This window comes from Noviherbaspirillum sp. ST9, from assembly GCF_048799745.1.
Classification (GTDB): domain Bacteria; phylum Pseudomonadota; class Gammaproteobacteria; order Burkholderiales; family Burkholderiaceae_D; genus Noviherbaspirillum.
This window is the reverse complement of sequence record NZ_JBLWFR010000001.1, coordinates 199,090-225,783: the sequence shown is the minus strand read 5'-3', so window position 1 is coordinate 225,783 and position 26,694 is coordinate 199,090. Positions and strand designations below refer to the sequence as shown.

At 62.9% G+C, this 26,694-nt stretch carries 26 protein-coding genes; 12 read left to right on the top strand and 14 right to left on the bottom strand.

The features are described from left to right. A complete protein-coding gene (locus ACNOHI_RS01020; protein WP_420472770.1) occupies positions 1-1,458 on the bottom strand; it encodes an AlkA N-terminal domain-containing protein in 1,458 nt (485 codons plus the stop codon). A gap of 306 nt (positions 1,459-1,764) precedes the next feature. Between ACNOHI_RS01020 and ACNOHI_RS01015 the strand changes: the two genes are divergently transcribed. The 6 genes from ACNOHI_RS01015 to ACNOHI_RS00990 all read left to right on the top strand — a co-directional run bounded on the left by ACNOHI_RS01015 (position 1,765) and on the right by ACNOHI_RS00990 (position 7,799). After that, complete coding sequence (locus tag ACNOHI_RS01015) at positions 1,765-2,940, top strand: substrate-binding domain-containing protein (protein WP_420472769.1); 1,176 nt, start codon at positions 1,765-1,767, stop codon at positions 2,938-2,940. 206 nt (positions 2,941-3,146) lie between these two features. Beyond that, the gene (locus tag ACNOHI_RS01010) at positions 3,147-3,932 is read left to right on the top strand and encodes an ABC transporter ATP-binding protein (RefSeq protein ID WP_420472768.1); all 786 of its coding nucleotides are present in this window, start codon (positions 3,147-3,149) and stop codon (positions 3,930-3,932) included. Beyond that, the gene (locus ACNOHI_RS01005; protein WP_420472767.1) at positions 3,929-4,666 is read left to right on the top strand and encodes an ABC transporter ATP-binding protein; all 738 of its coding nucleotides are present in this window, start codon (positions 3,929-3,931) and stop codon (positions 4,664-4,666) included. Before ACNOHI_RS01010 ends, ACNOHI_RS01005 begins: the two co-directional genes overlap by 4 nt. A gap of 201 nt (positions 4,667-4,867) precedes the next feature. Next, complete coding sequence (locus ACNOHI_RS01000; protein WP_420472766.1) at positions 4,868-5,896, top strand: branched-chain amino acid ABC transporter permease; 1,029 nt, start codon at positions 4,868-4,870, stop codon at positions 5,894-5,896. Between the two features lie 5 nt (positions 5,897-5,901). Further along, complete coding sequence (locus ACNOHI_RS00995; RefSeq protein WP_420472765.1) at positions 5,902-6,966, top strand: branched-chain amino acid ABC transporter permease; 1,065 nt, start codon at positions 5,902-5,904, stop codon at positions 6,964-6,966. Further along, positions 6,963-7,799 (top strand): alpha/beta fold hydrolase, encoded by an 837-nt coding sequence (locus ACNOHI_RS00990; protein ID WP_420472764.1) that lies wholly within the window; start codon positions 6,963-6,965, stop codon positions 7,797-7,799. The genes ACNOHI_RS00995 and ACNOHI_RS00990 overlap by 4 nt, the downstream gene beginning before the upstream one ends. Here ACNOHI_RS00990 and ACNOHI_RS00985 read toward each other — a convergent pair whose 3' ends face one another. Together ACNOHI_RS00985 and ACNOHI_RS00980 are read right to left on the bottom strand one after the other, a co-directional pair. Beyond that, the gene (locus ACNOHI_RS00985) at positions 7,800-8,162 is read right to left on the bottom strand and encodes a DUF1304 domain-containing protein (RefSeq protein WP_420472763.1); all 363 of its coding nucleotides are present in this window, start codon (positions 8,160-8,162) and stop codon (positions 7,800-7,802) included. It abuts the gene before it with no gap. Between the two features lie 74 nt (positions 8,163-8,236). Beyond that, on the bottom strand, positions 8,237-9,907 hold the full coding sequence (locus tag ACNOHI_RS00980; RefSeq protein WP_420472762.1) for a CHASE domain-containing protein: 1,671 nt from the start codon (positions 9,905-9,907) through the stop codon (positions 8,237-8,239). Positions 9,908-10,162: 255 nt separating this feature from the next. Between ACNOHI_RS00980 and ACNOHI_RS00975 the strand changes: the two genes are divergently transcribed. The 3 genes from ACNOHI_RS00975 to ACNOHI_RS00965 are packed head-to-tail and all read left to right on the top strand — an operon-like array spanning position 10,163 to position 12,688. Beyond that, positions 10,163-11,377 (top strand): MFS transporter, encoded by a 1,215-nt coding sequence (locus ACNOHI_RS00975; RefSeq protein ID WP_420472761.1) that lies wholly within the window; start codon positions 10,163-10,165, stop codon positions 11,375-11,377. Next, on the top strand, positions 11,352-11,510 hold the full coding sequence (locus ACNOHI_RS00970) for a hypothetical protein (RefSeq protein ID WP_420472760.1): 159 nt from the start codon (positions 11,352-11,354) through the stop codon (positions 11,508-11,510). Before ACNOHI_RS00975 ends, ACNOHI_RS00970 begins: the two co-directional genes overlap by 26 nt. Next, positions 11,501-12,688: a pyridoxal phosphate-dependent aminotransferase gene (locus ACNOHI_RS00965; RefSeq protein ID WP_420472759.1), complete on the top strand. Its 1,188-nt coding sequence runs from the start codon at positions 11,501-11,503 to the stop codon at positions 12,686-12,688. Before ACNOHI_RS00970 ends, ACNOHI_RS00965 begins: the two co-directional genes overlap by 10 nt. A 2-nt stretch (positions 12,689-12,690) precedes the next feature. Here ACNOHI_RS00965 and ACNOHI_RS00960 read toward each other — a convergent pair whose 3' ends face one another. The 6 genes from ACNOHI_RS00960 to ACNOHI_RS00935 form a co-directional block, all read right to left on the bottom strand. Further along, on the bottom strand, positions 12,691-13,944 hold the full coding sequence (locus ACNOHI_RS00960) for a DUF1161 domain-containing protein (RefSeq protein ID WP_420472758.1): 1,254 nt from the start codon (positions 13,942-13,944) through the stop codon (positions 12,691-12,693). A gap of 114 nt (positions 13,945-14,058) precedes the next feature. After that, positions 14,059-14,748 (bottom strand): phosphatase PAP2 family protein, encoded by a 690-nt coding sequence (locus ACNOHI_RS00955; protein ID WP_420472757.1) that lies wholly within the window; start codon positions 14,746-14,748, stop codon positions 14,059-14,061. Continuing rightward, complete coding sequence (locus ACNOHI_RS00950) at positions 14,745-16,655, bottom strand: LTA synthase family protein (RefSeq protein ID WP_420472756.1); 1,911 nt, start codon at positions 16,653-16,655, stop codon at positions 14,745-14,747. The genes ACNOHI_RS00955 and ACNOHI_RS00950 overlap by 4 nt, the downstream gene beginning before the upstream one ends. A 108-nt stretch (positions 16,656-16,763) precedes the next feature. Continuing rightward, positions 16,764-18,032 (bottom strand): sensor histidine kinase, encoded by a 1,269-nt coding sequence (locus ACNOHI_RS00945; protein WP_420472755.1) that lies wholly within the window; start codon positions 18,030-18,032, stop codon positions 16,764-16,766. Then, positions 18,022-18,705: a response regulator transcription factor gene (locus tag ACNOHI_RS00940; protein ID WP_420472754.1), complete on the bottom strand. Its 684-nt coding sequence runs from the start codon at positions 18,703-18,705 to the stop codon at positions 18,022-18,024. The genes ACNOHI_RS00945 and ACNOHI_RS00940 overlap by 11 nt, the downstream gene beginning before the upstream one ends. Positions 18,706-18,711: 6 nt before the next feature. Next, on the bottom strand, positions 18,712-19,416 hold the full coding sequence (locus ACNOHI_RS00935) for an SDR family oxidoreductase (protein WP_420473230.1): 705 nt from the start codon (positions 19,414-19,416) through the stop codon (positions 18,712-18,714). 64 nt (positions 19,417-19,480) lie between these two features. Between ACNOHI_RS00935 and ACNOHI_RS00930 the strand changes: the two genes are divergently transcribed. Next, entirely contained in the window at positions 19,481-19,696 is a 216-nt protein-coding gene (locus ACNOHI_RS00930) for a DUF3717 domain-containing protein (protein WP_420472753.1), read from the top strand. A 29-nt stretch (positions 19,697-19,725) separates the two neighbouring features. On the opposite strand, the gene ACNOHI_RS00925 is transcribed toward ACNOHI_RS00930, so the two are convergent. Both ACNOHI_RS00925 and ACNOHI_RS00920 read right to left on the bottom strand, forming a co-directional pair. Continuing rightward, positions 19,726-21,225, bottom strand: coding sequence for a DUF4080 domain-containing protein (locus ACNOHI_RS00925; protein ID WP_420472752.1), 1,500 nt, complete (start codon positions 21,223-21,225; stop codon positions 19,726-19,728). Between the two features lie 54 nt (positions 21,226-21,279). Further along, on the bottom strand, positions 21,280-22,302 hold the full coding sequence (locus ACNOHI_RS00920) for an AraC family transcriptional regulator ligand-binding domain-containing protein (protein ID WP_420472751.1): 1,023 nt from the start codon (positions 22,300-22,302) through the stop codon (positions 21,280-21,282). Between the two features lie 133 nt (positions 22,303-22,435). Between ACNOHI_RS00920 and ACNOHI_RS00915 the strand changes: the two genes are divergently transcribed. After that, complete coding sequence (locus ACNOHI_RS00915) at positions 22,436-23,611, top strand: alkane 1-monooxygenase (RefSeq protein ID WP_420472750.1); 1,176 nt, start codon at positions 22,436-22,438, stop codon at positions 23,609-23,611. 6 nt (positions 23,612-23,617) lie between these two features. On the opposite strand, the gene ACNOHI_RS00910 is transcribed toward ACNOHI_RS00915, so the two are convergent. After that, positions 23,618-24,370 carry a hypothetical protein gene (locus tag ACNOHI_RS00910; protein ID WP_420472749.1) on the bottom strand — a complete coding sequence of 251 codons (753 nt, stop codon included), beginning with the start codon at positions 24,368-24,370 and terminating at the stop codon, positions 23,618-23,620. Positions 24,371-24,439: 69 nt separating this feature from the next. Then, complete coding sequence (locus ACNOHI_RS00905; protein ID WP_420472748.1) at positions 24,440-25,138, bottom strand: hypothetical protein; 699 nt, start codon at positions 25,136-25,138, stop codon at positions 24,440-24,442. 263 nt (positions 25,139-25,401) lie between these two features. Here ACNOHI_RS00905 and ACNOHI_RS00900 point away from each other — a divergent pair, with 263 nt between their 5' ends. Further along, positions 25,402-25,845: a bacteriohemerythrin gene (locus ACNOHI_RS00900; RefSeq protein WP_420472747.1), complete on the top strand. Its 444-nt coding sequence runs from the start codon at positions 25,402-25,404 to the stop codon at positions 25,843-25,845. A gap of 45 nt (positions 25,846-25,890) precedes the next feature. On the opposite strand, the gene ACNOHI_RS00895 is transcribed toward ACNOHI_RS00900, so the two are convergent. After that, positions 25,891-26,676: a cytochrome c gene (locus tag ACNOHI_RS00895; RefSeq protein ID WP_420473229.1), complete on the bottom strand. Its 786-nt coding sequence runs from the start codon at positions 26,674-26,676 to the stop codon at positions 25,891-25,893. Positions 26,677-26,694 lie beyond the last annotated feature (18 nt).

Sequence of the window (26,694 nt, the reverse complement as noted above, 5' to 3'; positions counted from 1 at the left end):
TCATGCCATCCATAAAGCGAGCGCCGCATAGCCGCGCCAGGGAGACCAGGCGGATGCGCGTGAAGCGAGTTGTTTTTCGGTGAGCCGCGCTCCATCGGTGCCGGCGGCCTTCTGCAGCCCAAGGTCGCCTGCAGGAAAAGCATCCGGGTAGCGTAACGCGCGTAGTGCGATGTAATGCGCCGTCCAGTCGCCGATTCCGCGCACGGACTTCAGCCGCGACACGACGTCGGACAGGGAGAGGCCAGGCCGAACCTGCATGCCACCCTCGACAGCGAACCGAGCGAGATTACGTAGGGTTTCCGCGCGTGTTGCGGGTAAGCCGATGGCGGCAATCTCCCGCACTTCGGCTATTGCGAGTCGCGCCGCGGCCGGGAAGTGATGCGTGACGCTGGCGAAAGGCGTTTCAGCCGGCGCCCCAAAATGCCGGACAAGCCGACCGGACAGTGTCGTCGCTCCCGCCACGCTGACCTGCTGCCCGAGCACCGCCCGCACGGCGAGCTCGAATGCATCGAAGGCACCCGGGACGCGCAAGCCGGGCATCGCGGTAATCCTTGCCTCGAGGAGCGGATCGTGCATCAGGTGCGCCTCGATCACCGCAGGATTGGCATCGAGGTCGAACTGGCTGCGGATGCGCGCGATCAAGGGCATCAGGTGTGCCGCGAGCGATGCGGAGACTTCCAGCGCAAGCTGCTGGCGTGCCGGCACATGCGCCACGCGCAGCCAACCGTCGATCTCTCCCATGCGCACGCTGCGCGCATAGACGCCCTCCTGGATCGACTCCACGCCGGCGATCGCCCTTCCCGACAGGTAGCGCAAGAGGTGCTCCCATTGATAGGGCGGCCGGTAAGCGAGGCGCAGGACCAGCGCGTCGCGCTCCATGTCTTTCTCTTTCGCCTGGATGCGGCGAATGTCCGTGGGCGCAATCCCGTAGCGTTGCGCGAACAAGGCGTTGAAGCGGCGAACGCTGCCGAAGCCTGCCGCGTACGCGACATCGGTCATCGGCATGTGGGTCTCCTGCAACAGCTTCTTCGCAAACAACAGGCGCTGGGTCTGCGCGAGTTCCACCGGTGTGACGCCGAAATGCTGCAGCAGCACACGGCGCAACTGGCGCGATGAGAGGCCGACCTCATCGGCCAGGCGCTCGACATTGCCGTCATTCAGCGCGCCGGCGGCGATACGCTGCCATACCGCGTGTGCCAGATTTTCCTGCAAGGCATACGGTGCGAGTTCAGGCCGGCAGCGCAGGCAGGGACGGAAGCCGGCGGCTTCAGCCGCTGCCGCGGTGCCGAAGAACAGGCACGAAGATTCCCGCGGCGTCTTGACGGTGCATACCGGCCGGCAGTAAATCCCGGTGGTCTTCACGCCGGTGAAGAACACGCCGTCGAAACGCGCGTCGCGCGCGGCAAGGGCGCGGTAGCAGCTTTCATGATCGAGGGTCGGAGGGGCGGCGGCATTCATGCGATCTTTATACGCGCCCGTGCAAAGAGCGTCTAGCCGTTTTCGGACACCAAACGAAGAGCGCAATCATCGACGCAATGCAGCAATTGCTGTAACGCCTGCTTTACAAATTCCAACCATGCGTCCCACCGTATTTTTACTACTTTCCCCTCAACACGGCATGGAGTAATCTGGCCAAAGCCTGATTTCATCTGCGTCGTGGCAGGGGTGCCGTTTTGCTCCTGACGTCCCTGTTCCAGCTTGTTGGGCGTTGTTCACGATGCACATGCAATGAGGGTCCAGAACAACCTACAAAAGGAAGAGACAATGACCCGACACCACCTCATGGCGGCGCTCGCTGCGCTTTGCTGCACCACCGCCCTCCACGCAAAAGACATCAAGATCGCCCACGTCTATGACAAGACCGGCGCGCTCGAAGCCTATGCGAAACAGACGCATATCGGCCTGATGATGGGCCTGGAGTACGCGACCAAGGGCACCATGGCGGTCAACGGCAACAAGCTGGTGGTGATCGAGAAGGACAGCCAGGGCAAGCCGGACGTGGGCAAGGCGCAGCTGGCTTCCGCCTATGCGGATGACCGCGTCGATATCGCTGTCGGGCCGACCAGTTCGGGCGTCGCGCTGGCGATGCTGCCGGTAGCCGAGGAATACAAGAAGATCCTGCTGGTCGAGCCGGCGGTGGCCGACGCGATCACCGGCGAGAAGTGGAACCGCTACATCTTCCGCACCGGCCGCAACTCGTCGCAGGATGCGATCTCCAATGCCGTCGCGCTGGACAAGGCCGGCGTGTCGATTGCCACCATGGCGCAGGACACTGCTTTCGGCCGCGATGGCGTGAAGGCCTTCAAGGAAGCACTGAAGAGCGCGAAGCTGGTGCATGAAGAGTACCTGCCGGGCAACACCACCGACTTCACCGCCGGCGCACAGCGCATGTTCGACGTGCTCAAGGGGCAGTCGGGCCGCAAAGTAATCTTCGTGATCTGGGCCGGACCGTCGCCCATCGGCAAGCTGGCCGACCTCGATCCGAAGCGCTATGGCGTGGAAGTGGCCAGCGGCGGCAACATCCTGCCGGCGATGGCGACCTACAAGAGCTTCCCCGGCATGGAAGGCGCGGCCTATTACTACTATGGCATTCCGAAGAATCCGGCCAACGACTGGCTCGTGGCCGAGCACCAGAAGCGCCACAACTCGCCGCCTGACTTCTTCACCGCCGGCGGCATGTCCGCAGCCATGGCACTGGTCGAAGCGCTGAAGAAGACCAACGGCGAGACCAAGACCGACACCCTGATCTCCGCCATGGAAGGCATGAGCTTCGACACGCCAAAGGGCAAGATGACCTTCCGCAAGGAAGACCACCAGGCGATGCAGTCGATGTACCACTTCAAGATCAAGGTCGATCCGAAGGTCGAGTGGGGCATCCCGGAATTGGTCCGCGAGATCAAGCCGGAAGAGATGCACGTGCCGATTACGAATAAGCGCTGATCGGGCGAATACTCGCTTTGATGCTCACTTAACGTTGAGCAGCACTCTGCCTGGCTCCTTCCCCCATGCAGGGGGAAGGTTGGGATGGGGGTAGTGCGGTTGCACAATCGCAGGCTTCTGCTCAGCCTCACTACCCCCACCCTAACCCTCCCCCCTGGCAGGGGGAGAGAACCGCGATGTAGTGTGCCGCCTGTCGAGGACGCCCCATGTCTCTGCCCTCTTCCAAGAAAACCTCGCTCGAAACGCGCGACCTCACCATCCGCTTCGGCGGCCATGTCGCGGTCAATGCCGTTTCCTGCGCCTTCCAGACCGGCACGCTGACCGCCATCGTCGGTCCCAACGGCGCCGGCAAGACCACTTATTTCAATCTCATTTCGGGCCAGCTCAAACCGAGTGCAGGACAGGTCTTCCTGAACGGGAATGACATCACTGCATCGTCAGCCTCGGCACGCACCCATGCCGGCCTCGGGCGCGCTTTCCAGCTCACCAGCCTGTTCCCCAACCTGACCGTGATGGAGAACGTGCGACTCGCCCTGCAATCCCGCGCGCACCTGGGACTGGACCTGTGGAATGTGTGGAACCACCACAAGGCACTGATCGAACGCGCGGAACAGGTGCTGGAAGATGTCGCCCTCTCTGCCAAGCGCGACACGCCGGCGGCGGCGCTGCCGCACGGCGACCAGCGCAAGCTGGAGGTCGGCCTGCTGATCGCCCTCGATCCGGACATCTTCATGTTCGACGAACCGACGGCCGGTATGAGCGTCGATGAAGTCCCGGTCATCCTCGACCTGATCCGCGGATTGAAGAAGCTCTCGCACAAGACCATCCTGCTGGTCGAGCACAAGATGGACGTCGTGCGCGAACTGGCGGACCGCATCATCGTCCTGCATAACGGCACGCTGATGGCGGACGGCGAGCCGGAGACGGTCATCGCATCGCCCGTCGTGCAGCAGGCGTATCTGGGCACGGCGCCCGTCGAGGAGGCGGCATGACGCAATCATTATTGAAACTGGAAGGCGTGCACACACACATCGGCGCCTATCACATCCTGCACGGCGTCGACCTCGACGTGCCGCGCGGCCAGCTCACCATGCTGCTCGGTCGCAACGGTGCGGGCAAGACGACGACGCTGCGCACCATCATGGGGTTGTGGCAGGCGTCGCAGGGACGCATCACCTTCGACGGACAGGACATCACGAAGCGCAGCACACCAGACATTGCGCGGTCGGGCATCGCCTACGTGCCGGAGAACATGGGCATCTTCGGCGATCTTTCGGTGAAGGAAAACATGCTGCTTGCCGCACGCAGCGCGGGACGCATCGAGCAGATCGACGAAAAGCGGCTGGACTGGATCTTCGACCTGTTTCCGGCGATGAAGAAATTCTGGCTGCATCCGGCGGGCAAGTTGTCGGGCGGGCAGAAGCAGATGCTGGCGGTGTCGCGCGCGATCGTCGAGCCGCGCAAGCTGCTGCTGATCGACGAGCCGAGCAAGGGCCTCGCGCCGGCGATCATTGCGAACATGATTTCCGCGTTCCGTGAACTGAAGCAGACCGATACGACGATCTTGCTGGTGGAGCAGAACTTCAATTTTGCGAAGCAGCTGGGGGATACGGTGGCGGTGATGGATGATGGGCGCATCGTGCATCGGGGGGCGATGCAGGAGCTTGCGGAAGATGAGGGGCTGCAGACGAAGCTGCTGGGGCTGTCGCTGGCGGCGCATCACTAGGAAAGTTGAATGCGGGCTCGGAATGCAATCGCTCGCCCCCCTCCCCGTCATTCCCGCGAAGGCGGGAATCCATAGGAAGTCAGCTCGAAGAACCTCAGCATGGATTCCCGCCTTCGCGGGAATGACGGGGCAAAAAGAGATGTGATTCAAAAGCCTCCACCCGCACGCGAACGCAGAAAACAGATTCAAGAGGAAGCAACAATGGCAGAGACAACCGCACTTCCCACCGCAGCCGCCACCGGCCCGCGGCTTTACACGCAGATCGACTGGGCGCCTCTTGCGCTGGTACCGGCACTGGCGCTCGCCGCCCTGCCGCTGATCGGCTCGTCATCCACCTGGATCACGTTGACGGCCGCGGGCCTGGCAATGGGCATGATTATCTTCATCATTGCCTCCGGCCTGACGTTGATCTTCGGACTGATGGACGTGCTCAACTTCGGCCATGGCGTGTTCATCGCACTGGGCGCCTTCATGGCGGTGACCGTGCTTGGCATGATGCCGGGCTGGATGGGATCCGCGAACATCGGACTCAACCTTGCCGCCATTGCCGTCGCAATGGTCGGCGCGATGGTCGTCGCCGGAGCCATAGGTCTGTTCTTCGAACGCGTGATCGTGCGCCGCGTATACGGCCAGCACCTGAAGCAGATCCTGATCACCATGGGCGGCATGGTGGTCGGCGAAGAACTGATCAAGGTGTTCTGGGGGCCGCAGCAGATTGCGCTGAACCTGCCCGCATCGTTCCGTGGCGCGATCCTGTTCGGCGACTCCGCCATCGAGAAGTACCGCATCCTTGCCGTCGCGGTCGGGCTGACGGTGTTCGTGGCGATGATGATCGTTCTGAACCGCACCAAGCTCGGCCTGCTGATCCGCGCGGGCGTGCAGGACCGCGAGATGGTGGAGAGCCTGGGTTACCGCATCAAACGCCTGTTCGTCGGCGTGTTCGTTGCCGGCTCCGCGCTGGCAGGCCTCGGCGGCGTGATGTGGGGGCTGTACCAACAGAGCGTGATCCCGCAGATGGGCGCGCATGTGAACGTGCTGATCTTCATCGTCATCATCATCGGCGGCCTCGGCTCCACCGGCGGCTGCTTCCTCGGCGCCCTGCTGGTCGGCCTGCTGGCCAACTACACCGGATTCCTGGCGCCGAAGGTGGCTCTGTTCTCCAACATCCTCCTGATGGTCGCCATCCTGCTGTGGCGACCGCAAGGCCTCTACCAGGTGACGAACAGGTAATCGCGATGCTCAAACAACTCCTTTCCCACGACCTGCCGCGCAACAAGGTGCTGAGTGCGGTGCTGCTTGTCATCGTCTTCGCGCTTGCGTTTGCGCCCTTCCTCTTTCCCGGTGCGAAGGCGCTGAACGTGGCGGCGAAGATCCTGATCTTCATCGTGCTCGTCGCCAGCTACGACCTGCTGCTCGGCTATACCGGCATCGTCTCCTTTGCGCATACGATGTTCTTCGGCATCGGCGCCTACGGCATCGCGATCGCGAGCACGCGCATGGGGCCGGGATGGGGCAGCCTGCTGGTCGGTGCCTTGAGCGCCGTGGCGCTGTCGCTCGTGCTGTCGCTGATCATCGGCTTGTTCTCGCTGCGCGTACGCGCGATCTTCTACGCGATGATCACGCTGGCGGTGGCTTCCGCCTTCCAGACGCTCGCCTCGCAGCTATCGCAATTTACCGGCGGCGAAGACGGGTTGAACTTCAAGCTGCCGGAACTCCTCTCGCCTGCGTTCCAGCTCGCCGAGGAGCAGGTTTTCGGCGCCTGGCTGGATGGCAAGTTCATTACGTACTACATCCTGTTCTTTACCACGGTCCTGCTGTTCCTGGCCATGCTGCGCATCGTGAACTCGCCGTTCGGCCGCGTGCTGCAGGCGATCCGCGAGAACGATTTCCGCGCCGAAGCGATCGGATACAAGATCGTTGTCTTCCGCACCTTGTCCAACGTGCTGGCTGCGGTCTTTGCCACGCTTGCCGGCTGCATGCTGGCAATCTGGCTGCGCTACAACGGCCCCGACACCTCGCTGTCGTTCGAGATCATGGTCGATATCCTCCTGATCGTCGTCATCGGCGGCATGGGAACGATGTATGGCGCGATCTGCGGCTCGGCCATCTTCCTGCTGGCGCAGAATTACCTGCAGGACCTGATGCGGGTCGCGTCAGGCGCCGCGCAAAGCGTGCCGCTGCTGCCGGCGCTGCTGTCGCCGGACCGCTGGCTGCTGTGGCTGGGTATCCTGTTCATCCTGTCGGTGTATTTCTTCCCGACGGGCATTGTCGGCAAACTGCGTACATGGGGGGCACGATGACACCGGTTTCGCATTACCTCCGCTGCTGCGAGCGCGAGATCCATTACGTCGAGTGGGGAAGCAAGGATGCGCCGCCGCTGATCATGTGGCACGGGCTGGCGCGTACCGGACGGGACTTTGACGATCTCGCCGAAGCCTTGTCGGGCATCTACCGCATCATCTGCCCCGACACGCTCGGGCGCGGCCTGTCGCAATGGAGTCCGGATCCGGACAAGGAGTACTGTCTCGCCTTCTACGCCAGGCTGGCGGCATCGCTGGTGGACCAGCTGGGGTTCGACAAGGTGCGCTGGGTCGGCACGTCAATGGGCGGCGCCATTGGAACCGTGGCCGGCGCAACGACGCTGAAGGGCCGCATCAGCCACCTGGTGCTGAACGACAACGGTCCTTCGCTGGCCAGCGCGGCGATCGAGCGCATCAAGGCGTATGCGGGCAATCCGCCGCAGTTCGACACCGTGAGCGAGCTGGAGAATTTTTTCCGCACGGTGTACAAGCCCTACGGATGGCAAAGCGATGCGCAGTGGCGGCGCATGACGGAGACCTCGACGCGCCGCATGCCGAACGGGAAGGTCACACCGCATTACGATCCGGCGATGGTGCGGCAGTTCATCGTGCATCCGGACGACTACGACCTGTGGGAAGAGTACGACGCGCTCGACATGCCGACGCTGGTCCTGCGCGGTACCGATTCGGACTTGTTGCTGCAGGAGACGGCGGAGGAAATGACACGCCGCGGACCGCGCGCAAAGCTGGCGGTCATCCCCGGCTGCGGCCATGCACCGGCACTGAACGTACCGGAGCAGATCGCCCTGGTGCGCGGGTTCCTCGCCGGCTGATTATCTGGCGAGGAAGTGCGCGGCAAGCGCGAGCACGGCGGGCACCGTCTGCACGTAGAGAATGCGCTTCTGCACGGTGACCGCGCCCCAAATGCCGGCCACTGCCACGCACAGCAGGCCGAATACCGCGAATGCATTCCCGATCGCCGGTTCGGGATGCAGCAAGGCCACCGCCAGGGCGGCGGCGAGGAAGCCGTTGTAGCACCCTTGGTTGGACATGGCCGGGGCCATCATCTCGACCTGTTCCTTGCTCAATCCGAATACCTTGCGTCCCCGGCTGCGGAACATCACCGTTTCGAGCAGGAAGATGTAGACGTGGATGAGCATGACGAGGCCGGTCAGTGTCTTGGCGATGAGCAGCATGGGTTCCCCTCCTGGTAGGTTCCTACATATATACCATGGGGAAAGTAGAGACGGCCGTCTACTCGACCGATGGCTCAGGCGCCCTGCAAGCCGCGCTGCGCAAGCGGCTCCTTCGCGAACCTGATCGTGGCGCGTCCGCTGTTCTTCGCCTCGTACATCGCGAGGTCCGCACTGCGCGTCAATGATTTCGCGTCGGTGCCATCCCTCGGGTAGACCGCGGCGCCGATGCTGGCAGAGATGCTGAGCGTATGGCCGGCGATGTCGTAGGGCATGTTCAGGCGCTGCAATACTTTTTCCGCGACCACGGCGACGTCGTTCTCCCCCTCCACTTCGGGCAGCAGGGCGACGAATTCGTCGCCGCCGAGGCGTGACGCCGTATCGGATTCGCGCACGCAGCTGCGCAGGCGAAGCGCCACGTCCTTCAGGAGCAAATCTCCGTAGGCATGGCCGTAGTTGTCGTTGACCGGCTTGAACTTGTCGAGATCGATGAACAGGAGCGCCACCTGCCCGCCGTGGCGCTTCGCGGTGGCGAGGGCATACTGCAGCCGCTCGTCGAGCAACTTGCGGTTCGGCAATCCCGTGAGCGGATCGTACAAGGCCAGTTGCATCGCCTGGTTGGCCGCCTGCAAGGCGCGCGCCCTGTCGTCTAGGAAGATCCATACCAGCAGGGCGAGCAACAGGCTGATACTGATGCCGGCCTGCAATACCAACAGCGTCCTTCCCGATTCGATACGGTGCTCGAAAACCGGAAGGGCGGCGATCGCCACGCTCCACATATGGTTTGCGGCCTCGACACGTGTTACCGCCCGGTATCGGAAGTCGGGCGACAGGGCCTGCACGTCCTTCCTGGCATCGAACATCTGCGCGCGTTCATGCAAATCCCCGTCGTCGTAAATCTCGATATCGATGTCAATGCCGAGATTGTCGAACAGGCCGCGCATGAAATCTCCCATGCGAAAAGGCGCATACACCCAGCCGTCAAGATTGGAGCGCCGTTGCTCGGGAAGGTCGTAGGGCGTGTCGTCGTCATACACCGGCAGGTACATGAGGAAACCGGATTGCACTTCGCCGCCGGATTCCTGCACCAGTGTCACCTTTGCCGACAGCGCGGCGGAACCGGTATCGCGCGCCTTGTCCATCGCCGCCCGCCGCACCGGATCGGAGTACATGTCATAGCCGAACGCGCGCAGGTTGCGGCCGGAGAACGGTTCCAGGTAGACGATGGCCGAATAGACGTCACGCGCCCCTTCCGGGCGGATCGTGTAATCGGTGAATCCCTCGCTGCGCACGCGCGCGACATGCTGGTCCTTTTCCGCGGCAGGGACGAAGGCGGAATAGCCGACCCCCTGGATCCCGGGGTAATTGTCGGTCAGGTTCAGCGCGTCCACGTAGGTGCGAAACATACCGCGGTCGACCTCGCCCCTGACGATGAATAGCCCTTTCGTGGCGCGCAGGACCTGCTCATAAATCATGAGCCGCTCGCGGATCACCTCCCCCACCTCGCGCACGCGGTAGTCGAACGTGCTCTGCACGAGGTGCCGCACGTTGTTGCGCGCATCCTCCCACACCTTGTAGGTCACCAGCAGCGAGGCGATGAGCACGAGGACCGTCAGGACGTCGCGGGCGCGGATGAGTTCGGGAATGCGCGCGCGGCGCTCTTCCACCTGCCTCATGCCGGCCTCCCCGGCGCACGGTGTCGCGCGGACATCTTCCGCAGGTTTATCGGTTTCCAGGATCGTCCGCACGCCGGCTTATCCGCCATTCCCTGTGCACAGTACACTCGCGTTTCCTTGTCATTGTTTATCACGCCTGTCAAAAGGTTTAAGACAAGAAAGCGCGCCAAGGGTTTTTGACGCTTCACAAAACTTGTTCCGCTGCTTGTCGCCCCACGGAAATAGCGGACGCGGCGCGCATGCCTGGCCCGGTAAAACCGGCGGTCCACATGCTTTTTCGCTTTGCGCTACACTCGATTGTTCCCTCCTGTCATCCGAGAGTCCGTCATGCTGACCGCCACGCGCGCCCCGCAACTCAAGAACGTCCTGATCGCCAGCGGCCTGGTGCTGACCCTTGCCATGGGCGTACGGCATGGTTTTGGATTCTGGCTGCAACCGATCTCGCAGGCCCACGGCTGGACGCGCGAAACCTATTCCCTGGCGATGGCCCTGCAGAACCTGCTCTGGGGGGTATTCGGCCCCTTCGCCGGCATGGCGGCGGACCGCTTCGGCACCGCGCGGGTGGTGATCGTGGGTGCCCTGTTCTACGTCGGTGGCCTGCTGTGGATGGCCACGGTCTCGGAACCGACGGCATTCATCGTCGGTTCCGGCGTCCTGATCGGCGCCGCCCTGGCCTGTACGGCGTTCGGCGCGGTCAGCGGCATCATCGGCCGCACGGCGCCGGAAGCGAAACGGTCCTGGGCCTTCGGCATTTCCGGCGCGGCAAGTTCGTTCGGCCAGTTCATGATGATGCCGGTCGAACAGCAGCTGATTTCCGCCACCGGCTGGCAGACCGCCTTCTACATCCTCGCCGCACTGGTGGCGCTGGTGATGCTGCCGATGGCCTTCGGCCTGCGCGAGCTGCCGCATCAGAAGGCTTCCGGTCCGCAGCAGAGCATGGGCGAGGCGATCCGCGAGGCGTTCGCCTATCGTCCCTTCCAGCTGCTCGTGGCCGGCTATTTCGTGTGCGGCTTCCAGCTGGTGTTCGTCGGCGTGCACATGCCGGCCTACCTGAAGGACAAGGGCATCACCGATGCCAACGTGGCGGTGATGGCGCTGGCGCTGATCGGCCTGTTCAACATCTTCGGTTCCTACTATGCCGGCAAGCTTGGCAGCTTCCTGCCCAAGCGATACCTGCTGTCGGCGATCTACCTCGCCCGTGCCGTGGTGATCAGCCTGTTCCTGCTGGCACCGCTGACGCCCTGGTCGATCTACATGTTCGCCGCCGCGATCGGCCTGCTGTGGCTGTCGACGGTGCCGCTGACCAATGGCGTGATCGCCGGCATCTTCGGGGTGAAATACATGTCCATGCTGTCGGGTTTCGTGTTCTTCTCGCACCAGGTGGGCAGCTTCATCGGCGTCTGGCTGGGCGGCTATCTGTTCACGCGCGACGGCAACTACAACACTGTCTGGGGCATCGTCATCGCGCTCGGCGTGTTTGCCGCGCTGGTGAACCTGCCGATCAACGAACGCGCCATTGCGCGCCAGCCGCAACCAGCGTGATGCCATGCGCGACGGACTGAAACGCTTCCTGCTCGGCATCGCCATCGCGGCGGTGCTGGCGGTCGTGTTCGTCGGCTACCTGCGTCCCACCTTCATCTTCGACCTCGCCAACCGCATCATCCTATGCTTCTGAACTCCGCTTCCCTGCCGGCCGCCCGTGCCGTCGTGCAAAACCTGGGCGCCTCGCGCATCCGCGAAGTCGCCAACGCCGGCATCGGCCTGCAGGACGTGCTGCCCTTCTGGTTTGGCGAGCCCGACCAGGAAACGCCCGCTTTCATCCGTGACGCGGCGAAGCAGTCGCTGGACGCCGGCGATACCTTCTATACGCACAACTTCGGCATTCCACCGCTGCGCGAAGCGATCGCGGCTTACCTGTCGGCGCTGCATCGCACTGTCGAACCCGGCCGTGTCGCGGTCACCTCCTCCGGCGTGTCGGCGCTGATGCTGCTGTCGCAGCTCATCATCAATCCCGGCGACCGCGTGGTCGCCGTCACGCCTCTGTGGCCCAACCTGGTCGAGATTCCAAAAATCCTCGGCGCGGAAGTGGTGAAGGTACCCCTCCGTTTCGGAAAGACCTGGGAACTGGACGTCCAGCAGCTGCTGGACGCGCTCCCGCCCGGCACGAAGGCGGTGCTGATCAACTCGCCCAACAATCCGACCGGCTGGGTGATCACGAAGGATCAGCAGGAAGTCATTCTTGCCCACTGCCGCAAACACGGTATCTGGATCCTGGCCGATGATGTCTATGAACGTCTCGTCTACGACGGCGCCCCGGGCCAGCGCACCTGCGCGCCCTCCTTCCTCGACATCGCGGCGCCGGAAGACCGGCTGGTGTCGGCCAACAGTTTTTCCAAGTCCTGGCTGATGACCGGCTGGCGCCTCGGCTGGGTCGTCGCGCCCGAACCGCTGATGGCCGACCTCGGCAAGCTGATCGAATACAACACGTCCTGCGCGCCGGGCTTCGTGCAGCGTGCAGGCGTGGTCGCCATCGAACGCGGCGAGGAAATCATCGCGCACACCGTGTCGCGCTACCAGACCGCACGCGACTACCTGTACGAGCGCCTGAATGCGCTGCCCGGCATTACGACGCCGAAACCGAAGGGGGCAATGTACCTGTTCTTCCGCGTGGACGGCGCGCAGGACACGCTGGCGTTATGCAAGCGCCTGGTCGTGGATGCGAAGCTCGGCCTGGCACCAGGCAATGCGTTCGGGCCCGAGGGTGAAGGCTATATCCGCTGGTGCTTTGCAAGTTCGGTGGAGCGGCTGGAGGAAGGTGTCAACCGCCTGTCGGCGTTCCTGTCTGAACGCTGAACTCAGCGGTTCTGCGCCGTCGCGGCCGGCACGAGTCCGCCGCCGGCCGGCCACCGCACGAATTCATAAACATCGCTGTGCTGGTTTTGCCCGGTCTTGCCGCGTGTATTGATCACGACCTGGCCGGCCTCCATGCTGCCGTCGTAGACAGCCGGTGAACCATCGGGGGCGAAAAAGAGCAGGCGCGTGCCCTGGAACTTGATGCTGCCGCGCTCGTTGTTCGGCTCGTCGCGCACAAACCATTGCCGCAGTTGCTCCGGGGTCCCGACGGAGCGCACGGTGATGAAGGTGCCGTCCGGATAGAAGCGGAAGTATTTCCAGGACAGGGTGCCGTTCACGCTGACCGGCGCCCGGTAGACGCCATCGTATTGCAGTTGGGGGACGGCGGGGGTGCGCGGCTCGCTGGTGGTCCTGGCGTCTGCCGCCGGCCTGGGAATTGCCGCGCTCGCCTCCACGGCGCCTGCAGCGGCGAGCATCCCGGCGATGTCCGCCGGATCGATCACGATGGCATTCGCCGCCGCACGCGCCGTCGCGGCCACCCTGGCCTCGGAGGCTGCTTTCTGCGCAGCCGTCGCAGCCCTGGCCTGGGCCGCCGTCTTGATTTCTGCTGCGGCCCTGGCGTCCGACGCGGCTTTGGCTGCTGCGGCGGCGGCATCTGACGCTGCCTTGGCCGCAGTCGCCGCCCAAGCGTCGGCGGCCACCTTGGCATCGGCTGCACTGATGGCCTCGTTTGCCGCGGCATCCGCCTGCACCTTGGCTTCTGCCGCGACCTTGGCTGCAGCCATCGCGCGTGTTTCCGCGGCGGTGCGTGCCTCGATCGCCGCTGCCCGCGCCTCCGCGGCAGCCTTGTTCGCGGCCGCCTTGGCTTCCGCCGCGAGACTGGCTGCCGACGCGGCCTTGGCCTCCGCTGACGCCGCCTCCGACGCTGCCCTGGCTGCGGCCGCGGCTTTGGCGTCGACCGTCACCTTCGAGGTCTGGGCGATTTTTGCATCCGGGGAATTTTTGTCTGGCGGCGTCATGGCCGGCCGGCCTGCCGCGTAGACGATCTTGCGCTTCTTGCGATCGCACTGGCCGACCTGCTTGCCAGAGACCTTGGCGTCCTTGTCGACAACGGTCAGCGTGACATCCTTCACGCCGTTTGCCGACATTTTGGCTTCAATGGATTTCTTGACGGACGCGCAGTCGTCGCTTGCCGCTACGGGCGTGCCAAAAGCCGCAGCCAATGTCAGGACAGCCAATGCCTCCAGCTTGTTCATCGAAGCTCCCGTCCGCAGGGCTCGCAATGGAAAAAGCCCATGCCCTATCAAAGCCGATATTGCACATAGTCACACAAAAAGGAGGGAACGACAATCGGCGTGGCGGCAGCGACATTATGCCGCCGCGACGGCGCGCCGGGCTGGCGGAAACGCCGCATATTGCACTGCAAGATACATCCAGACCACCCATCCGGACCAGACGTTGTGCGACAGGAAGTGCGCGCCGCGCATCATCTGCGACCACCCCATTATCATGCCGGCGGCAAGGCCGGCCGCGAGGAAGAGACGCGCAGTCCGGGCAGATGTGTCACGCAATCCAAAGTAAAACGCCATCAGCGCGAACCCGCCCGAAGCATGCCCCCCGGGAAAGCAACGGCCCGCGGCCACGCCGCCGGGCAGCATGTCGAAGAGTCCGTGGAATGGCGCATACCCGCCATATTCCGCAAGGTCCCATGGGCAATGCAAGGCACTGCCGTGCTTGAGCAGCGACACCAGGAGTGATCCGCCGGCCATGCCGGCCGCAATCCAGAGCAGGCGGCGCCGGTGCGGCTCCCACTGCGGCAGCAGGTACGTCAGCAGGAAAGCGCCGAACACCGCGAAGGCAATGCCGATCACCAGCAGCTTCGTGCCGCTGTGCATGACGTTCTGCAGGAAGGCATCGTCGCGCAGCGGAAAGGCGTGCACGGACGCGTCGTAGTAATACCCGATCAGCGCGCGGTCCAACGGCGTGGACTCGAACAGCAAGGCAAGCAGCGGGGCCAGCACGAGCGGCCACCAGATATGCGGGTCGCGAAAACGCGTCATGGCAGCCGTCGGTACAAACCGCCCTTGTACAGCTCGGCCGCGCCCTGGTAATACGCAATCGCTTCACGCAGCAGGGACGGGTCGACCGGAATGCTGGTGAGGTTGGACTGTTCGTCGACGCGGTACGCCGCGACCTGCCGCTTCGGGCGCAGCACGGTGAGGATGTCCTTTTTCAGGTAACCGAGCGCCTGGTAATTGCTGATGAATGCCCGGTCTTCCGTTTCCGCCGTGTGCAGCACATCCCTGCCGAGGAAGCGGGTCGAGTAGCTGAAGTCGAGCAGGCCGAGCAGCGTCGGACCGGTATCGATCTGGCTTGCGAGACGATCGACCTTGCCTGGATGGATGTGGGCAGGGGCGTAGACGATCATCGGGATGTGGTAGCGCTCGACGGGCAACTCGGTCTTGCCGGCGCTCGATGCGCAGTGGTCCGCCACGATCACGAACACGGTATCGCGGAACCACGGCTTGCTGCGCGCCTTCTCGAAGAATCGGCCGATCGCATAGTCGGTGTACTTCACGCCGCCTTCGCGGCCGGTGTGCGAAGGGATGTCGATGCGTCCTTCCGGATAGGTAAAGGGCCGGTGGTTGGACGTGGTCATCACATGCGTGAAGGAAGGCTTGCCTGCATGGTGCGACTCGTCGATCTCGTCGAGCACCTGGTCGAACAGTGCCTCGTCCGCCACCCCCCAGATATTCTCGAACGGAATGCGCTCGGAAGGGATCGATACGCGGTCGACGACGCGGTAGCCGTTGCCCCCGAAGAAGGCGTTCATGTTGTCGAAGTAGCCGTAGCCGCCGTAGGCGTACCGCACGTCATAGCCTTTGCCCTGGAAGACGCTGCCGAGCGAGAAGAGCGCCGCGTTATCGGGGCGCTTCACAATGGACTGGCCCGGCGTCGGCGGCAGCGACAGCGTCAGTGCCTCCAGGCCGCGCACGGTACGTGTTCCCGTTGCATAGAGACGCGTGAACAGCAGGCCTTCGCTGGCGAGGCGGTCGAGGTTCGGCGTCAGGTTCTGGCGATTGCCGAAACTGCCGAGAAAATCCGCCGACAGGCTTTCAACGGAAATCAGCACGACGTTGAGATGCTTCTCGGCCGCGCGCGACTTCACGATCCGCGGCTGTTCGACACGCACTGTATCGGGAGCGACAAGGTGCCCAAGCGTGTTGCGCACTTCACCGCTGGGCAGCGTTTCGTAGAAGCGCGCGTAGTCGAGTTCGTTGTTGCGGAAGGCGGCGCCAAAGCTGTACAGGCCATTCGCCGCCAGCTCGCCGTTGTACTGGTTCCGGAAGACTTCCGTGGAAAGCAGGCCACTGCCAAGCCAGCCGGCAAATATCGCCACGCTCCAGCAGGCAACCTGGCGCAGGCGGCGGCCGAACGGGTCGGCGACAGCGAGCGCCGCCGCCAGCTGCTTCCTTGCAAAGAACAGAATGATCGCCGCCAGCACCAGCAGCGCGCCGAGGATTTTTCCGACGGGATAGGACTCGCGAATATTGCCGATGACTTCGTGTGTATAGACGAGATAGTCCACCGCGATGAAGTTGTAGCGCACGCCGAACTCCTGCCAGAACAGCAGTTCGGAGACGAAATCGAACAGCAGCAGGTACAGGGTGAGCGCGAATGCGGCTACCTTCAATGCCTTGGAGATGGGCTGCCATTTTTTTCCCTGCGGCAGGACGAGATGCAGGAGCAGCACCGGCAGCATCGCCCACATTCCGGCGACCATGTCGTACGCGAATCCAAGCGCAAGACTTCCCGGAACAGCCATCCAATCCACATCACTGGCGGCGATGATCAGCAGCACGAGACGTGTCGCCGATGACGCGATCAGGAACACGGCGAGAAATAGCAAGGGCATGCTGCCGAAATGGCGTTGCAGCACAGTGCGCGCTTGAGCAGTGAATGGCATCCGCAAGTCCTCCAATGGTGACGAGCGGAGTATAGAAACCGGACTGTGAAGGCCGGATGCGGGTTTTGTGAAGGAATTGTGATGACTTGCGGCGCCGCTTGACCGAGGTCAGGAATTGAAGCGAACAGTCACCCTGGTACCATGCTGTGGATCACCTTCCGTGGAATGGCTGGCAATGCTGCAGGTCCAGCCGTGGGCGTCGCAGACCCGCTTCACGATGGAAAGTCCGAGCCCGGTTCCGCCAGGCGTGTCGCTGGCGCGGTAATGCCGTTTGAATACGTGCGCGACGTGTTCCGGGGGAATGCCTGAACCGGTATCGGTCACGCTCAGGGCGCCGTCGGCAAAGCCGATGACGATGCACCCGCGCTCGGTATAGCGCGCGGCGTTGCCGATCAGGTTGTCGAGCAGCAGTTGCAGCAGCGACGCATCGGCTTGCACCGTCACATGCTCGCCCACCGCGACGTCGATCTGCACGCCGCGTTCTTCACAGGCATGGCGTACGGGTGCAACTGCCGCCTCCACATGCCTCTTCAGGTTGAGCGGCTTGCGCTCGTCCAGCGCCAGTTCGCGCGCCAGGAACAGCAAGCCGCGCAATCGGGATTCCATCGCATCGACGGACGCAACGATGCGATCGGCGCGCTCCTTGCTGCGCTCCTGCAGCGCCGGATCTTCGGCCAGCAGCTCGGCGCTGGTGCGAATGCGTGTGAGCGGCGTGCGCAGTTCGTGGCTGACGTTGGCGGTGAACTCGCGCTCGCGTTCCAGCAGCTCGCGGTTGCGCTGCCGGTAGCGGTCCAGCGCATCGGCGAGCAGCGCCACTTCGCGGTCCAGCCCCGGTTCGTTCAACGCGCTCTCGTCGTTGCGCTTGAGGCGCTGCGTGATGTTCTCCAGCTGGTGCAGGACGCGGCCGGCGAGCCAGTAACCGAGCCAGAGCGATGCGAGACTCAGCACGGCAATGCCGATGATCAGTTGCCATTCGAGCTGCTCAAGCCGGGTCTCATGCTCGCTGGCGTCATACATCAGGAACAGCCGTTCGTTGCCGCTGTCGCGGATACCGACGTGGTATTCGATTTCGCCCTTGTACCATTCATGGATGCCGGCGGGCAGGGTCGCGTATTGTTCGGGCAATTCCGCAGGCCGCAGGCCGCGCGGCAGGCGGAAAAACTTCATGCGCTGCGGCGCCGTCGGCAGGTCGTCCAGATCGAGGGGTGTGCCGGGCTGGCGCACCTGGTTTTCCAGGGTGGCATTGACCACTTCATTGATCATGTCCTCTTCCTGCTCCTCGGTGCTGACGAAGAGTGCCACCGCCTGGATCAGGACGGCGAAGGTGGACAGCAGCGTGAATGTCCAGGCGAGCCGCCAGCGCAGGCTATTGATCATCGGGATTCACCAGGCGGTAGCCGCGACCGTGCACGGTCTCGATCATGTTCTGTCCGTCGGGGAGCGCCAGTTCGCGCCGCAACTGCGACAGGTGGCTGCGCAGGGTGTCGCTGCTCGCCTGCTGCTGCCCCCACACCGCCTGCTCCAGTTCCTCCCGCGTGAACAGCCGCCCGGGCTGCCGCAGCATGGTGACGAGGAGATTCAGGCTTTTCGGCGACAGCTTCAGCGGCTTTCCCTGCCAGGTCATGTTTCCGGAGAACGGGTCGTACGCGAGCGCACCAACCCGCACTGCCTCATCGACCACCCTGCCCTGCGCACGCTTCAACAGTGCCTGGATGCGCGCATCCACTTCCTTGAGCGAAAACGGCTTTACCAGGTAGTCGTCCGCGCCCGCGTCAAAACCCGCGAGCTTGTCGTCGAGCGCATCGCGCGCGGTGAGCATGAGGATGGGAATGCTCATTCTTGCGTCACCGCGGAGCCGCCGTGCCAGCGTCAACCCGTCCATGCCGGGCAGGCCGATATCGAGCACGATGGCATCGAAGCGCTCTGTCGTCAGCAGGTGCAGGGCTGCCAGTCCATTAGGCGCGGCATCCACCTCGTAGCCTTTGGCGGTGAGGTAGTCGTAAAGGTTGCCGGCGATGTCGGCGTCATCTTCGGCGATCAGGATGCGCATGATGCGTTATACGGAGCGAGTGATGCCGCCGTCCACGCGCAGGTTCTGGCCGGTGATGTAACCGGCGTCGGACGACAGCAGGAACGCGACTGTCTTCGCGATCTCTTCTTTCGTCCCCTGCCGGCCCATCGGGATCTGCGCGACCGTCGCTTCATTCTGCGCGATCGAATCCACATAACCCGGCAGCACGTTGTTGATGCGGATGTTCAACTTCGCGACCTCGTCCGCGTAGATCTTGGTGAAGCTGCCGAGCGCGGCGCGCAGCGTTGCGGAGATGGGAAAGCGCGCGGAGGGTTCGTAGGCGGCGAAGGTGGAGATGTTCACGATGGCGCCGCCTCCCTGCAACTGCATGATCGGCGTCACCAGACGTGTCATGCGCACCACGTTCAGGAGAAGCAGATCGAGGCCGGCATGCCAGTCGGCGTCGGCGAGTTCGAGCAGGGGGCCTTTCTTCGGATGGCCGGTGTTGTTCACCACCGCGTCGATGCGGCCGTGTGCGTCCATTGCCAGCGAAACCAGCTTCTGCAGGTCGTCGGCATTGTCGCTCGATCCCTGCAATGCAATGCCTCCCAGTTCCTGCGCAAGCGCAAGGATATCCGCCGAGCGTGACATCAGCACCAGCTTGTAACCGCGTGCAGCCAGTTCCCTTGCGCATGCGGCACCCATGCCGCGCGACGCGGCAGTGATCAATGCAACCTTGTCCATGAATATGGTCCCGTAGGTGAAACGACGGCACATCATATCAAGCACCATCCCCTGCCGTACAATAACCCGGATGGATATCACCCTTCCCGAACTGGAACAGGCGATCAACTACTGGCGGGCCCTGCGTCCTTCCACCGGCGAGGAATGCGCGCTCTCTCCAGAGGTCAACGCTCTGGCCGATGTTTACGCAGTGATGATCTACAACCGGTGCCATTCCCTGCCGTTTGGCGAGCTCGGTCAGGCGGCCCAGCAACTGGTCGAAGCCTGGCGCAGGCAGGAAAATTAGCTTCGCGACAATACTTTCCGTGTTCTTTGCTAAGCCGCCATGTGCCGCGCCTGACGCTGGTTCGCGACGTCCGACTTTTCCTTTTCCGCCTTCGGTTTCAGGTGCCGCAGGCTGGCCTGTCCCGCATAGTCGCTGTCGAGCAACGCGGCGACCTTCTCGCCGTCGCTCCCACGTTCACGCAGCCACTGCCCCACCAGCGCGGCAAGCCGGTCCAGTGCGATCCGGTGCGTCGCATCGGTCTTCGCATACAGCCAGTCCGCCAGGGCCATGAAGTTGGCGAAAGGCGCATCGGCAAGAATGACCGGCAGCGTATTCGCGAAACGGCCTGAATTGGCGATCATGTCCCAGTAACGCGCAAAGCGCACCAGCCGCTGCATGTTGGCGAAGTCGATGCGGTCGGTGGAGAGGATGGTGTAGGGCGCGTGCGGATCGAACACCAGCTTGTATGCCTCGGTATGCCGGATCACCGGCGTGCCGCGCAGGCGCTTGAGGATGCCGAACTGGATCTCGTGCGGATTGATGGCGACAAGGCGGTCGAAGCCGCGAGCGAAACTCTCGATGTCTTCCCCCGGCAGTCCCGCGATCAGGTCCACGTGCAGGTGCGCATGCGACGCCTCGCACAGCCAGCGGATGTTGGCGGCGGATTTTTCGTCGTTCTGCTTGCGGCTGATGATGGTCTGCACTTCGGGGTTGAAGGTCTGGATGCCGATTTCCAGTTGCAGCGTCCCAGGCGGAAACTTCTTGATCGCCTCCTTCAGCGCGTCGGGCAGGTGGTCCGGAACGACTTCGAAATGGGCGAACACCGGATCATCGGGATGCGCGGCCAGCTTGTCGAGGAAGAACTGCATGATGCGCAGGCTCGATTTGATGTTCAGGTTGAAGGTGCGGTCGACGAACTTGAACAAGCGGGCACCGCGCGCATGCAGCGATTCGAGTTCGGCGAGGAACAGGTCGAGATCGAAAGGCCATGAGGTCTTGTCGAGCGAGGACAGGCAGAACTCGCACTTGAACGGACAGCCGCGCGATGCTTCGACATAGAGGTTGCGGTGGGCGATGTCCTTGTCGTCATACAAGGCATAGGGGAGCTTGATATCCGACATCGGCAGCTGCACGCCGGCGTGGATCTTCATCAGCGGCTTCGGGCCGTGCAGGATCTGCTTGCACAGCTGCGGAAAGGTCGCTTCGCCCCAGCCGGTCACGACATAATCGGCAAGCTGCGCGATCTGCTGTTCCTGCGTTTCGTAGGAAACTTCGGGCCCGCCGAGCACGACGACAATTTCCGGCGCCACGCGCTTGAGCATGGCGACCACCTTCGTGGTTTCCTCCACGTTCCAGATATACACGCCGAGGCCGACGATGCGCGGCTGGTGCGCAAGAATGCGCTCGACGACTTCCGTAGTCTTCGCACCGATCACGAATTCCTTCAGTTGCGTCTCCGCCTGCAGGTCGCCCATGTTGGCAATCAAATAACGCAGGCCGAGCGAGGCGTGCGCGTAGCGGGCGTTCAGGGTGGAAAGCAGGATGGTCATGAAGGCAACAGGCGGGATCGGCAGCCCTTCATTTTACGCCTGTCCGTCCTTGGTTCAGCGATTCTTCCGTTGCCGGAAGGCGCTCGGGGGCACGCCGAACCAGCGCCGGAAACTGCGGCTGAAATTCGACGTGTCTTGATAGCCGAGCGCTTCCGCGATGCTTTCGACGGAGCGCGCGGTATGCTGCAGATACCACTGCGCCTGCTCCTTGCGGCCCTCGTCGAGCAGGGCCTGGTAACTGGTGCCGTGCTGCTTGAGGCGGCGCAGGAGTGTGCGCGTCGACATGTGCAGCTCGGCCGCCATCGCCTCGCACGTCGGCAGCGCATCGCTGCGGCCCTGCAGCCTTGCGCGCACTTGCTGCAGCACATTGCCCTCACCCAGCAATTGCACGAGGGCCTTCTCGCACTCTTGCACCGCCGCGGCGTACCCCTGCAAATCGGCGGTCAGACACGGGAGGTCGAGCAGCGGATGCGGCAGGCGCAGTTCCATGCAGTCCGCGCCGAATGCAAGACGTCCCGACAAGCGCCTGCGATAGGACTCGACCCATGGCGGTCTGGGATACGGCAGCGCACATTCCATCTCCTCCAGTGCATGTCCAACCAGCGACTCGAGCAGTTTCACCAGCACGACCAGCACGGTTTCCATCAGCGGCACCCGCGCGACGCCGAGGTCGATGCGTTCCCGCACCTGCAACATGGTGTGCGCAGCGTCCGTGGCCAGGCGGAATTCCAGTGCGCTGCCGCGCAGGCGGCCGTAACGCACGATAGTCTCGAGCGCTTGGCGCACGTCCCGGCTGGCGACCGCCGCGTAACCGACCGCACCATGACCGGACACCGGAATCGCCGCGCCGAATTCCAGGCCAAGCGCCGGATCGCCCGAGAGGGTGAGCGCAGCATGGACCAGCGGACGAATCTGCGGCAGGCCGATGGCGGCGCCGGAGTCGACGAGCCGCTCCCATTCCAGCCCAGTGCCTTCGAGCAAGGTTGCCGTGGTGACGCCGCGCCTGCGCATCAGCACGCAGAGCAGCCGCACGTAGGAGGGATGGAAGGCCGGCGTCAGCCAATGGGCATGGATCACGATGTTCCTGCACGAAAGCTTGGTTAGCGCTGATCCTGTCACATAATGACGAGAGATTGCCACTTCATTCGGTGTGCGCGGCGAGCCATCCGCGCGATCCTTTGATTTCACCTAAATCAATAAGGACAACACAATGGAGACACTTGCCTGCCCGCCCGGTGCCGGCGGTTATCGTGACCGAAAGCGCTATGCCTGGATGCTGTCGCTGTTCGTCCCTTCCACGATTGCCGCCGGCCCGCTGCTGTATTACGCCATCCCCGATCCACGCATCCTCTGGGTTCCGGTGGTCGGCAGCTATGTCGGCTTTCCCCTCCTCGACCTCGCGCTGGGCAAGGACGCCAGCAACCCGCCCGAAGAGGTCGTGCAGGTGCTGGAGGCCGATCTTTATTACCGCCATGTCACCTATGCGCTGATTCCGCTCCTGTGGATCGGCTTCATCTTCGGCATCTGGTTCTTCACCAGCCACGACCTGCCCCTGCATGCCCAACTGGCCGGTGTCATCAGCACGGGTTCGATCGGCGGGTATGGCATCAACCTCGGACATGAATTGGGACACAAGCGTCCTGACGTTGAACGCCGGCTTGCGAAGTTCATCCTTGCGATGACGGGATACGGGCATTTCTACATCGAACACAACCGCGGCCACCATCGCGACGTGGCAACGCCGGTTGATCCGGCCTCGTCGCGCATGGGCGAGAACCTCTACCGCTTCCTGTTGCGTGAAATGCCCGGGGCCTTCGCGCGCGCGTGGCGGCTTGAACGAGAACGGCTGGTACGCGAGGGCAGTTTGCCCTGGACCCTGCGCAATGAAGTCATTCAGCCCATGCTGCTGACCGCTGTTTTCTTCGCCGGCATGACGGCGTGGCTGGGACTGCAGGCGCTGCCTTTCATCCTGCTGGCGTCCTTCTTCAGCAATTTCCAGCTGACGTTGGCAAACTATGTCGAGCACTACGGCCTGCTGCGCGACCGCCTGCCGTCGGGACGCTACGAGACGTGCAAGCCGCATCACTCATGGAACAGCAATCAATTGTTCTCGAACTGGGGGCTGTTTCATCTGCAGCGCCACTCGGACCATCATGCGCATCCGTTGCGGCGCTACCAGTCGCTGCGGCACTTCGAGCACGTGCCGCAGTTGCCAACGGGGTACTTCGGGATGTTCCTGATCGCCCATGTTCCGCCGCTCTGGTATCGGATCATGGACCGGCGCCTGCTGGAGGCCGTGGGACGCGATCCCCGGCGAATCAATTTCGATCCGGGGAAACGCGAGGCCTTGATGAAGAAATACGGCCTCCGCGAGGTGGAGGCCTGAAAGGCGTTAGTAGCTGTAGGCGACGTTCATGCCGGCGCCCCAATCGGGGCTGCCATCGGCAAAGCCCTTGGTGGCATAGGCCTGCAGCTTGTAGCCGCCGCCCAGCTTGCGGGAATAGAAGCCCGTGATCTCGCGCTGCGCGAAGCCGGTATCAGTCGACCGGCTGCGATAGTCCAGCATCGCGCCCACGCTCGCCTGCTGATCGAGCTTGTACGACAGGCCGGCATTGGCGCTGACGACATCTTTCAGCTTCAGGGTGGCGGACGAACCCAGCATGCAGTAACCAATACCGCCGAAGTAGGTCACGTTGCCGATCTTCGTATAGGGATCGACCAGGATCCAGAAATCGTTCTCGCCGGTCCCCAGGCCGCGGTCGCTGTTGGCGGTGCCCCACTTTACCTTGCCGGTGACGTCGACACCGAACTGCGACTTCGGATCGATCATGAAGGAGTAAGTCGCTGCGGTGACCAGATCACCCAGTCCGGAGTCCGTGCGTACCGTGGTCGCCGTCTGGCTGACGGCGCCCACGCCCGCGATCACGTTGTCCGAACCGGTAATGCGCACATAGGGAATGGACGCCTTGAAGGTCCAGTTGCCGGTTTCATAAGTGCCAATGAACGGAATCGCGGTGATCTCGGTGCGGGTATTCGTCCCGTACTTGCCGGAGGTGTAATCGATTCCGGTCTTCACCGTGAAATTGCCATCTGCGAATGCGGCCTGCGACAGGAGTGCGGCGGCGAGGAGGGTCAGTCTTTTCATTGCTATAACAATCGTTGGTCCAATAAAAAACCGGGCAACGCATGTTGCCCGGTCAGTAGGGTGAACTTCTTAATTGCGGCGAGTCTTTTCGACTTTTTCGGGCCGCTCGATCTTTTCAACCTTGGCGACCTTTTCGACTTTCTCCACCTTCTCTACCTTTTCCACTTTTTCAACCTTGTCGATCTTCTCGACCTTTTCCACTTTCTCGACCTTCGCCGGCTTTTCAGCCCTGAAGGCGGCAATCGCTTCGCGCTTCTCTGCGGCGGCTTCCCGGTTCAGGGCAGCGCGCTCCTGGCCTGCTTTTGCGGCTTCCGGCAACACGACGGTTGCGCCATGGGCCTTTGCAGTGACGCCGGAAGGAAGGGTTGAACCTGGCTTGTAGACAGTTGCGCCCTTGCGGACGGTGGCCGTGGTGGTAGTGGTAGTCGTCGTCGTGGTCGTGGTCGGCGTCGTTGTAGCAGTCGTCGTTGGCGTCGTGGTTGTGGTCGTCGGCGTCGTGGTTGTCGTGGTGCTGTTCGTTGCCGTCGTGGTCGTGCTGGTCGCCGGTGTCGTCGCGTCAGTCGTCGTCGCGGTGGTTGTCGTCGGCGTTGTGGTTGTGGATGTGGTCGGCGTAGCCGTCGTCGTGGTCGTCGTTGCGACCGGCGTCGTGCTGGTGGTCGTGGTGTCGGTAGTGGTCGCTGTCTGGGCAAATGCCGAGCCGGTAACCAGCAGGGCGGAGGCAAGTGCGCTCAGGACGATGGCGGGCGATGCGATCTTGGTGCGTTTCATGGTGTTCTCCCAAAGGCAGGTATCAAGTAATCAATGCCGGGATCATGTTAAGCGTCCGCCAGACGGATTGGCACCACGGAAATGTTTCAGCTGTAAGGAAATGCTACTGTCCGGAAATACTGCATCCCGGCGGCTTCCATTGTCCCCTCGAGGAGTACGGCATCTTGACCTCAATCAACTGATTCGGAACTGCTTCTTTTCCGCGTGGAATCGTGGTGATTAAATGCTTTAACCAGTGACGCTAAAGACTGTCGAGGTACCCCATGATTGAAACCACCGAAAAAAAAGAGCTTGATTCGCTACAGCTCTCCTGGTCGCAGGATCTCGCGATCGGCCATGAACTCATCGACGCCGACCACCAGGAAATCTTTGGCGCTGCCCAGCGGCTGCACGCAGAAATCACGTCGGACGAGCCCGAGTATTCCATCGTCGGCGAAGTGCTGGTCGAATTGATCGACCACACCGGCGGCCATTTTGCGCGCGAAGAAGCGCTGATGCGGGAAATCGGTTTTCCCGCCTATGAGGCGCACAAGCGCGAGCACACCCTGTTGATGCAGAAGGTCAACGACCTGCATCGCCGCTTCATGGACAGCCGCACCAGCAGCAATCTGCCGGTTGAAGTGGCGAACTTCATCCAGTACGGCCTGGTGCGTCACATCATGCGTTCCGACATGGAGCTGGGCCGCTTCATGCACGCCGGCGGCTGATTCCGCCGCGTGATCAGATCGATCCCGGGGCATGCCCGGGATTTCCTATTTCGCTGCCGTCAGAGGCTTGCGCGTCACGTAGGTGCGCAAGACGTATTCGGACACATCCGCGATATCCTGGTTGCTCATGCTCTTGTCCCAGGAGGGCATGTGGCCGCGTCCATTCGACACGGTCGAGAAGAGCGAGAACCCGGTCGCGTAGTCCCGGAAATCCTGGTCGTTGAAGTTGCGCGGCTTGATCTGCGCCACGCGCTGGTCTGTGCCCTTGCCGTCGCCGTTCGCGCCGTGGCAGGACTGGCAACTCGCCGTGTAGACCGTCTTCCCGCGCGCCGCATCCGGCTTCAGTCCGTAGGGATAGTCGACTTTCTTCGCGTTGGAGTGGTCGTGACCCTTGTGCCGGGGATCATTGTGGTCATGGACATTGTCGGCCGGCCTGCCGCCCATGAAGCGGACGATGATGTAGTCGACCAGGGTTTCCATCTGTTCCGGACTCAGGTGGTCCTTCCACGAAATCATCGCGGTACGCTTGCCGTCCTTGGTGAGCGTCCCCTTCAGCAGGGTCTGGAGCATGTGGTCGCGCGACAGTTCCTCGCGGGCCTTGGCATTGGTGAAATTGCGCGGCGCCGGGTCGAGTGCGAAGCGGGCCTGGGTCTGGCCGTCGCCATCCGGCCCGTGACATACGGCGCAGTAGTGGCGGTAGAGCTTGTCCGGCTCGTCCGTGCTCATGTGGCTTTTCCACTTCTTGTCCTGCGCCATGGCGGAGCCGGCGGCAAGGCTTGCCGCCAGCAACGCAAAAACAGCCATCCGGCGCGCGGCTTTGCTTTGGTACATCACGAACCTCTCAACGAT

Bases quoted from the DNA above. Each gene is read 5' to 3' on its own strand.
- ACNOHI_RS00915 (WP_420472750.1), top strand. From the start codon at position 22,436: ATGGAGACACTTGCCTGCCCGCCCGGTGCCGGCGGTTATCGTGACCGA.
- ACNOHI_RS00945 (WP_420472755.1), bottom strand. From the start codon at position 18,032: ATGATCAATAGCCTGCGCTGGCGGCTCGCCTGGACATTCACGCTGCTG.
- ACNOHI_RS00895 (WP_420473229.1), bottom strand. From the start codon at position 26,676: ATGTACCAAAGCAAAGCCGCGCGCCGGATGGCTGTTTTTGCGTTGCTG.
- ACNOHI_RS00930 (WP_420472753.1), top strand. From the start codon at position 19,481: ATGGATATCACCCTTCCCGAACTGGAACAGGCGATCAACTACTGGCGG.
- ACNOHI_RS00925 (WP_420472752.1), bottom strand. From the start codon at position 21,225: ATGACCATCCTGCTTTCCACCCTGAACGCCCGCTACGCGCACGCCTCG.
- ACNOHI_RS01005 (WP_420472767.1), top strand. From the start codon at position 3,929: ATGACGCAATCATTATTGAAACTGGAAGGCGTGCACACACACATCGGC.
- ACNOHI_RS00940 (WP_420472754.1), bottom strand. From the start codon at position 18,705: ATGCGCATCCTGATCGCCGAAGATGACGCCGACATCGCCGGCAACCTT.
- ACNOHI_RS00960 (WP_420472758.1), bottom strand. From the start codon at position 13,944: ATGAACAAGCTGGAGGCATTGGCTGTCCTGACATTGGCTGCGGCTTTT.
- ACNOHI_RS01020 (WP_420472770.1), bottom strand. From the start codon at position 1,458: ATGAATGCCGCCGCCCCTCCGACCCTCGATCATGAAAGCTGCTACCGC.
- ACNOHI_RS00990 (WP_420472764.1), top strand. From the start codon at position 6,963: ATGACACCGGTTTCGCATTACCTCCGCTGCTGCGAGCGCGAGATCCAT.
- ACNOHI_RS00965 (WP_420472759.1), top strand. From the start codon at position 11,501: ATGCTTCTGAACTCCGCTTCCCTGCCGGCCGCCCGTGCCGTCGTGCAA.
- ACNOHI_RS00910 (WP_420472749.1), bottom strand. From the start codon at position 24,370: ATGAAAAGACTGACCCTCCTCGCCGCCGCACTCCTGTCGCAGGCCGCA.
- ACNOHI_RS01000 (WP_420472766.1), top strand. From the start codon at position 4,868: ATGGCAGAGACAACCGCACTTCCCACCGCAGCCGCCACCGGCCCGCGG.
- ACNOHI_RS00950 (WP_420472756.1), bottom strand. From the start codon at position 16,655: ATGCCATTCACTGCTCAAGCGCGCACTGTGCTGCAACGCCATTTCGGC.
- ACNOHI_RS00985 (WP_420472763.1), bottom strand. From the start codon at position 8,162: ATGCTGCTCATCGCCAAGACACTGACCGGCCTCGTCATGCTCATCCAC.
- ACNOHI_RS00995 (WP_420472765.1), top strand. From the start codon at position 5,902: ATGCTCAAACAACTCCTTTCCCACGACCTGCCGCGCAACAAGGTGCTG.
- ACNOHI_RS00905 (WP_420472748.1), bottom strand. From the start codon at position 25,138: ATGAAACGCACCAAGATCGCATCGCCCGCCATCGTCCTGAGCGCACTT.
- ACNOHI_RS01010 (WP_420472768.1), top strand. From the start codon at position 3,147: ATGTCTCTGCCCTCTTCCAAGAAAACCTCGCTCGAAACGCGCGACCTC.
- ACNOHI_RS00900 (WP_420472747.1), top strand. From the start codon at position 25,402: ATGATTGAAACCACCGAAAAAAAAGAGCTTGATTCGCTACAGCTCTCC.
- ACNOHI_RS00975 (WP_420472761.1), top strand. From the start codon at position 10,163: ATGCTGACCGCCACGCGCGCCCCGCAACTCAAGAACGTCCTGATCGCC.
- ACNOHI_RS00955 (WP_420472757.1), bottom strand. From the start codon at position 14,748: ATGACGCGTTTTCGCGACCCGCATATCTGGTGGCCGCTCGTGCTGGCC.
- ACNOHI_RS01015 (WP_420472769.1), top strand. From the start codon at position 1,765: ATGACCCGACACCACCTCATGGCGGCGCTCGCTGCGCTTTGCTGCACC.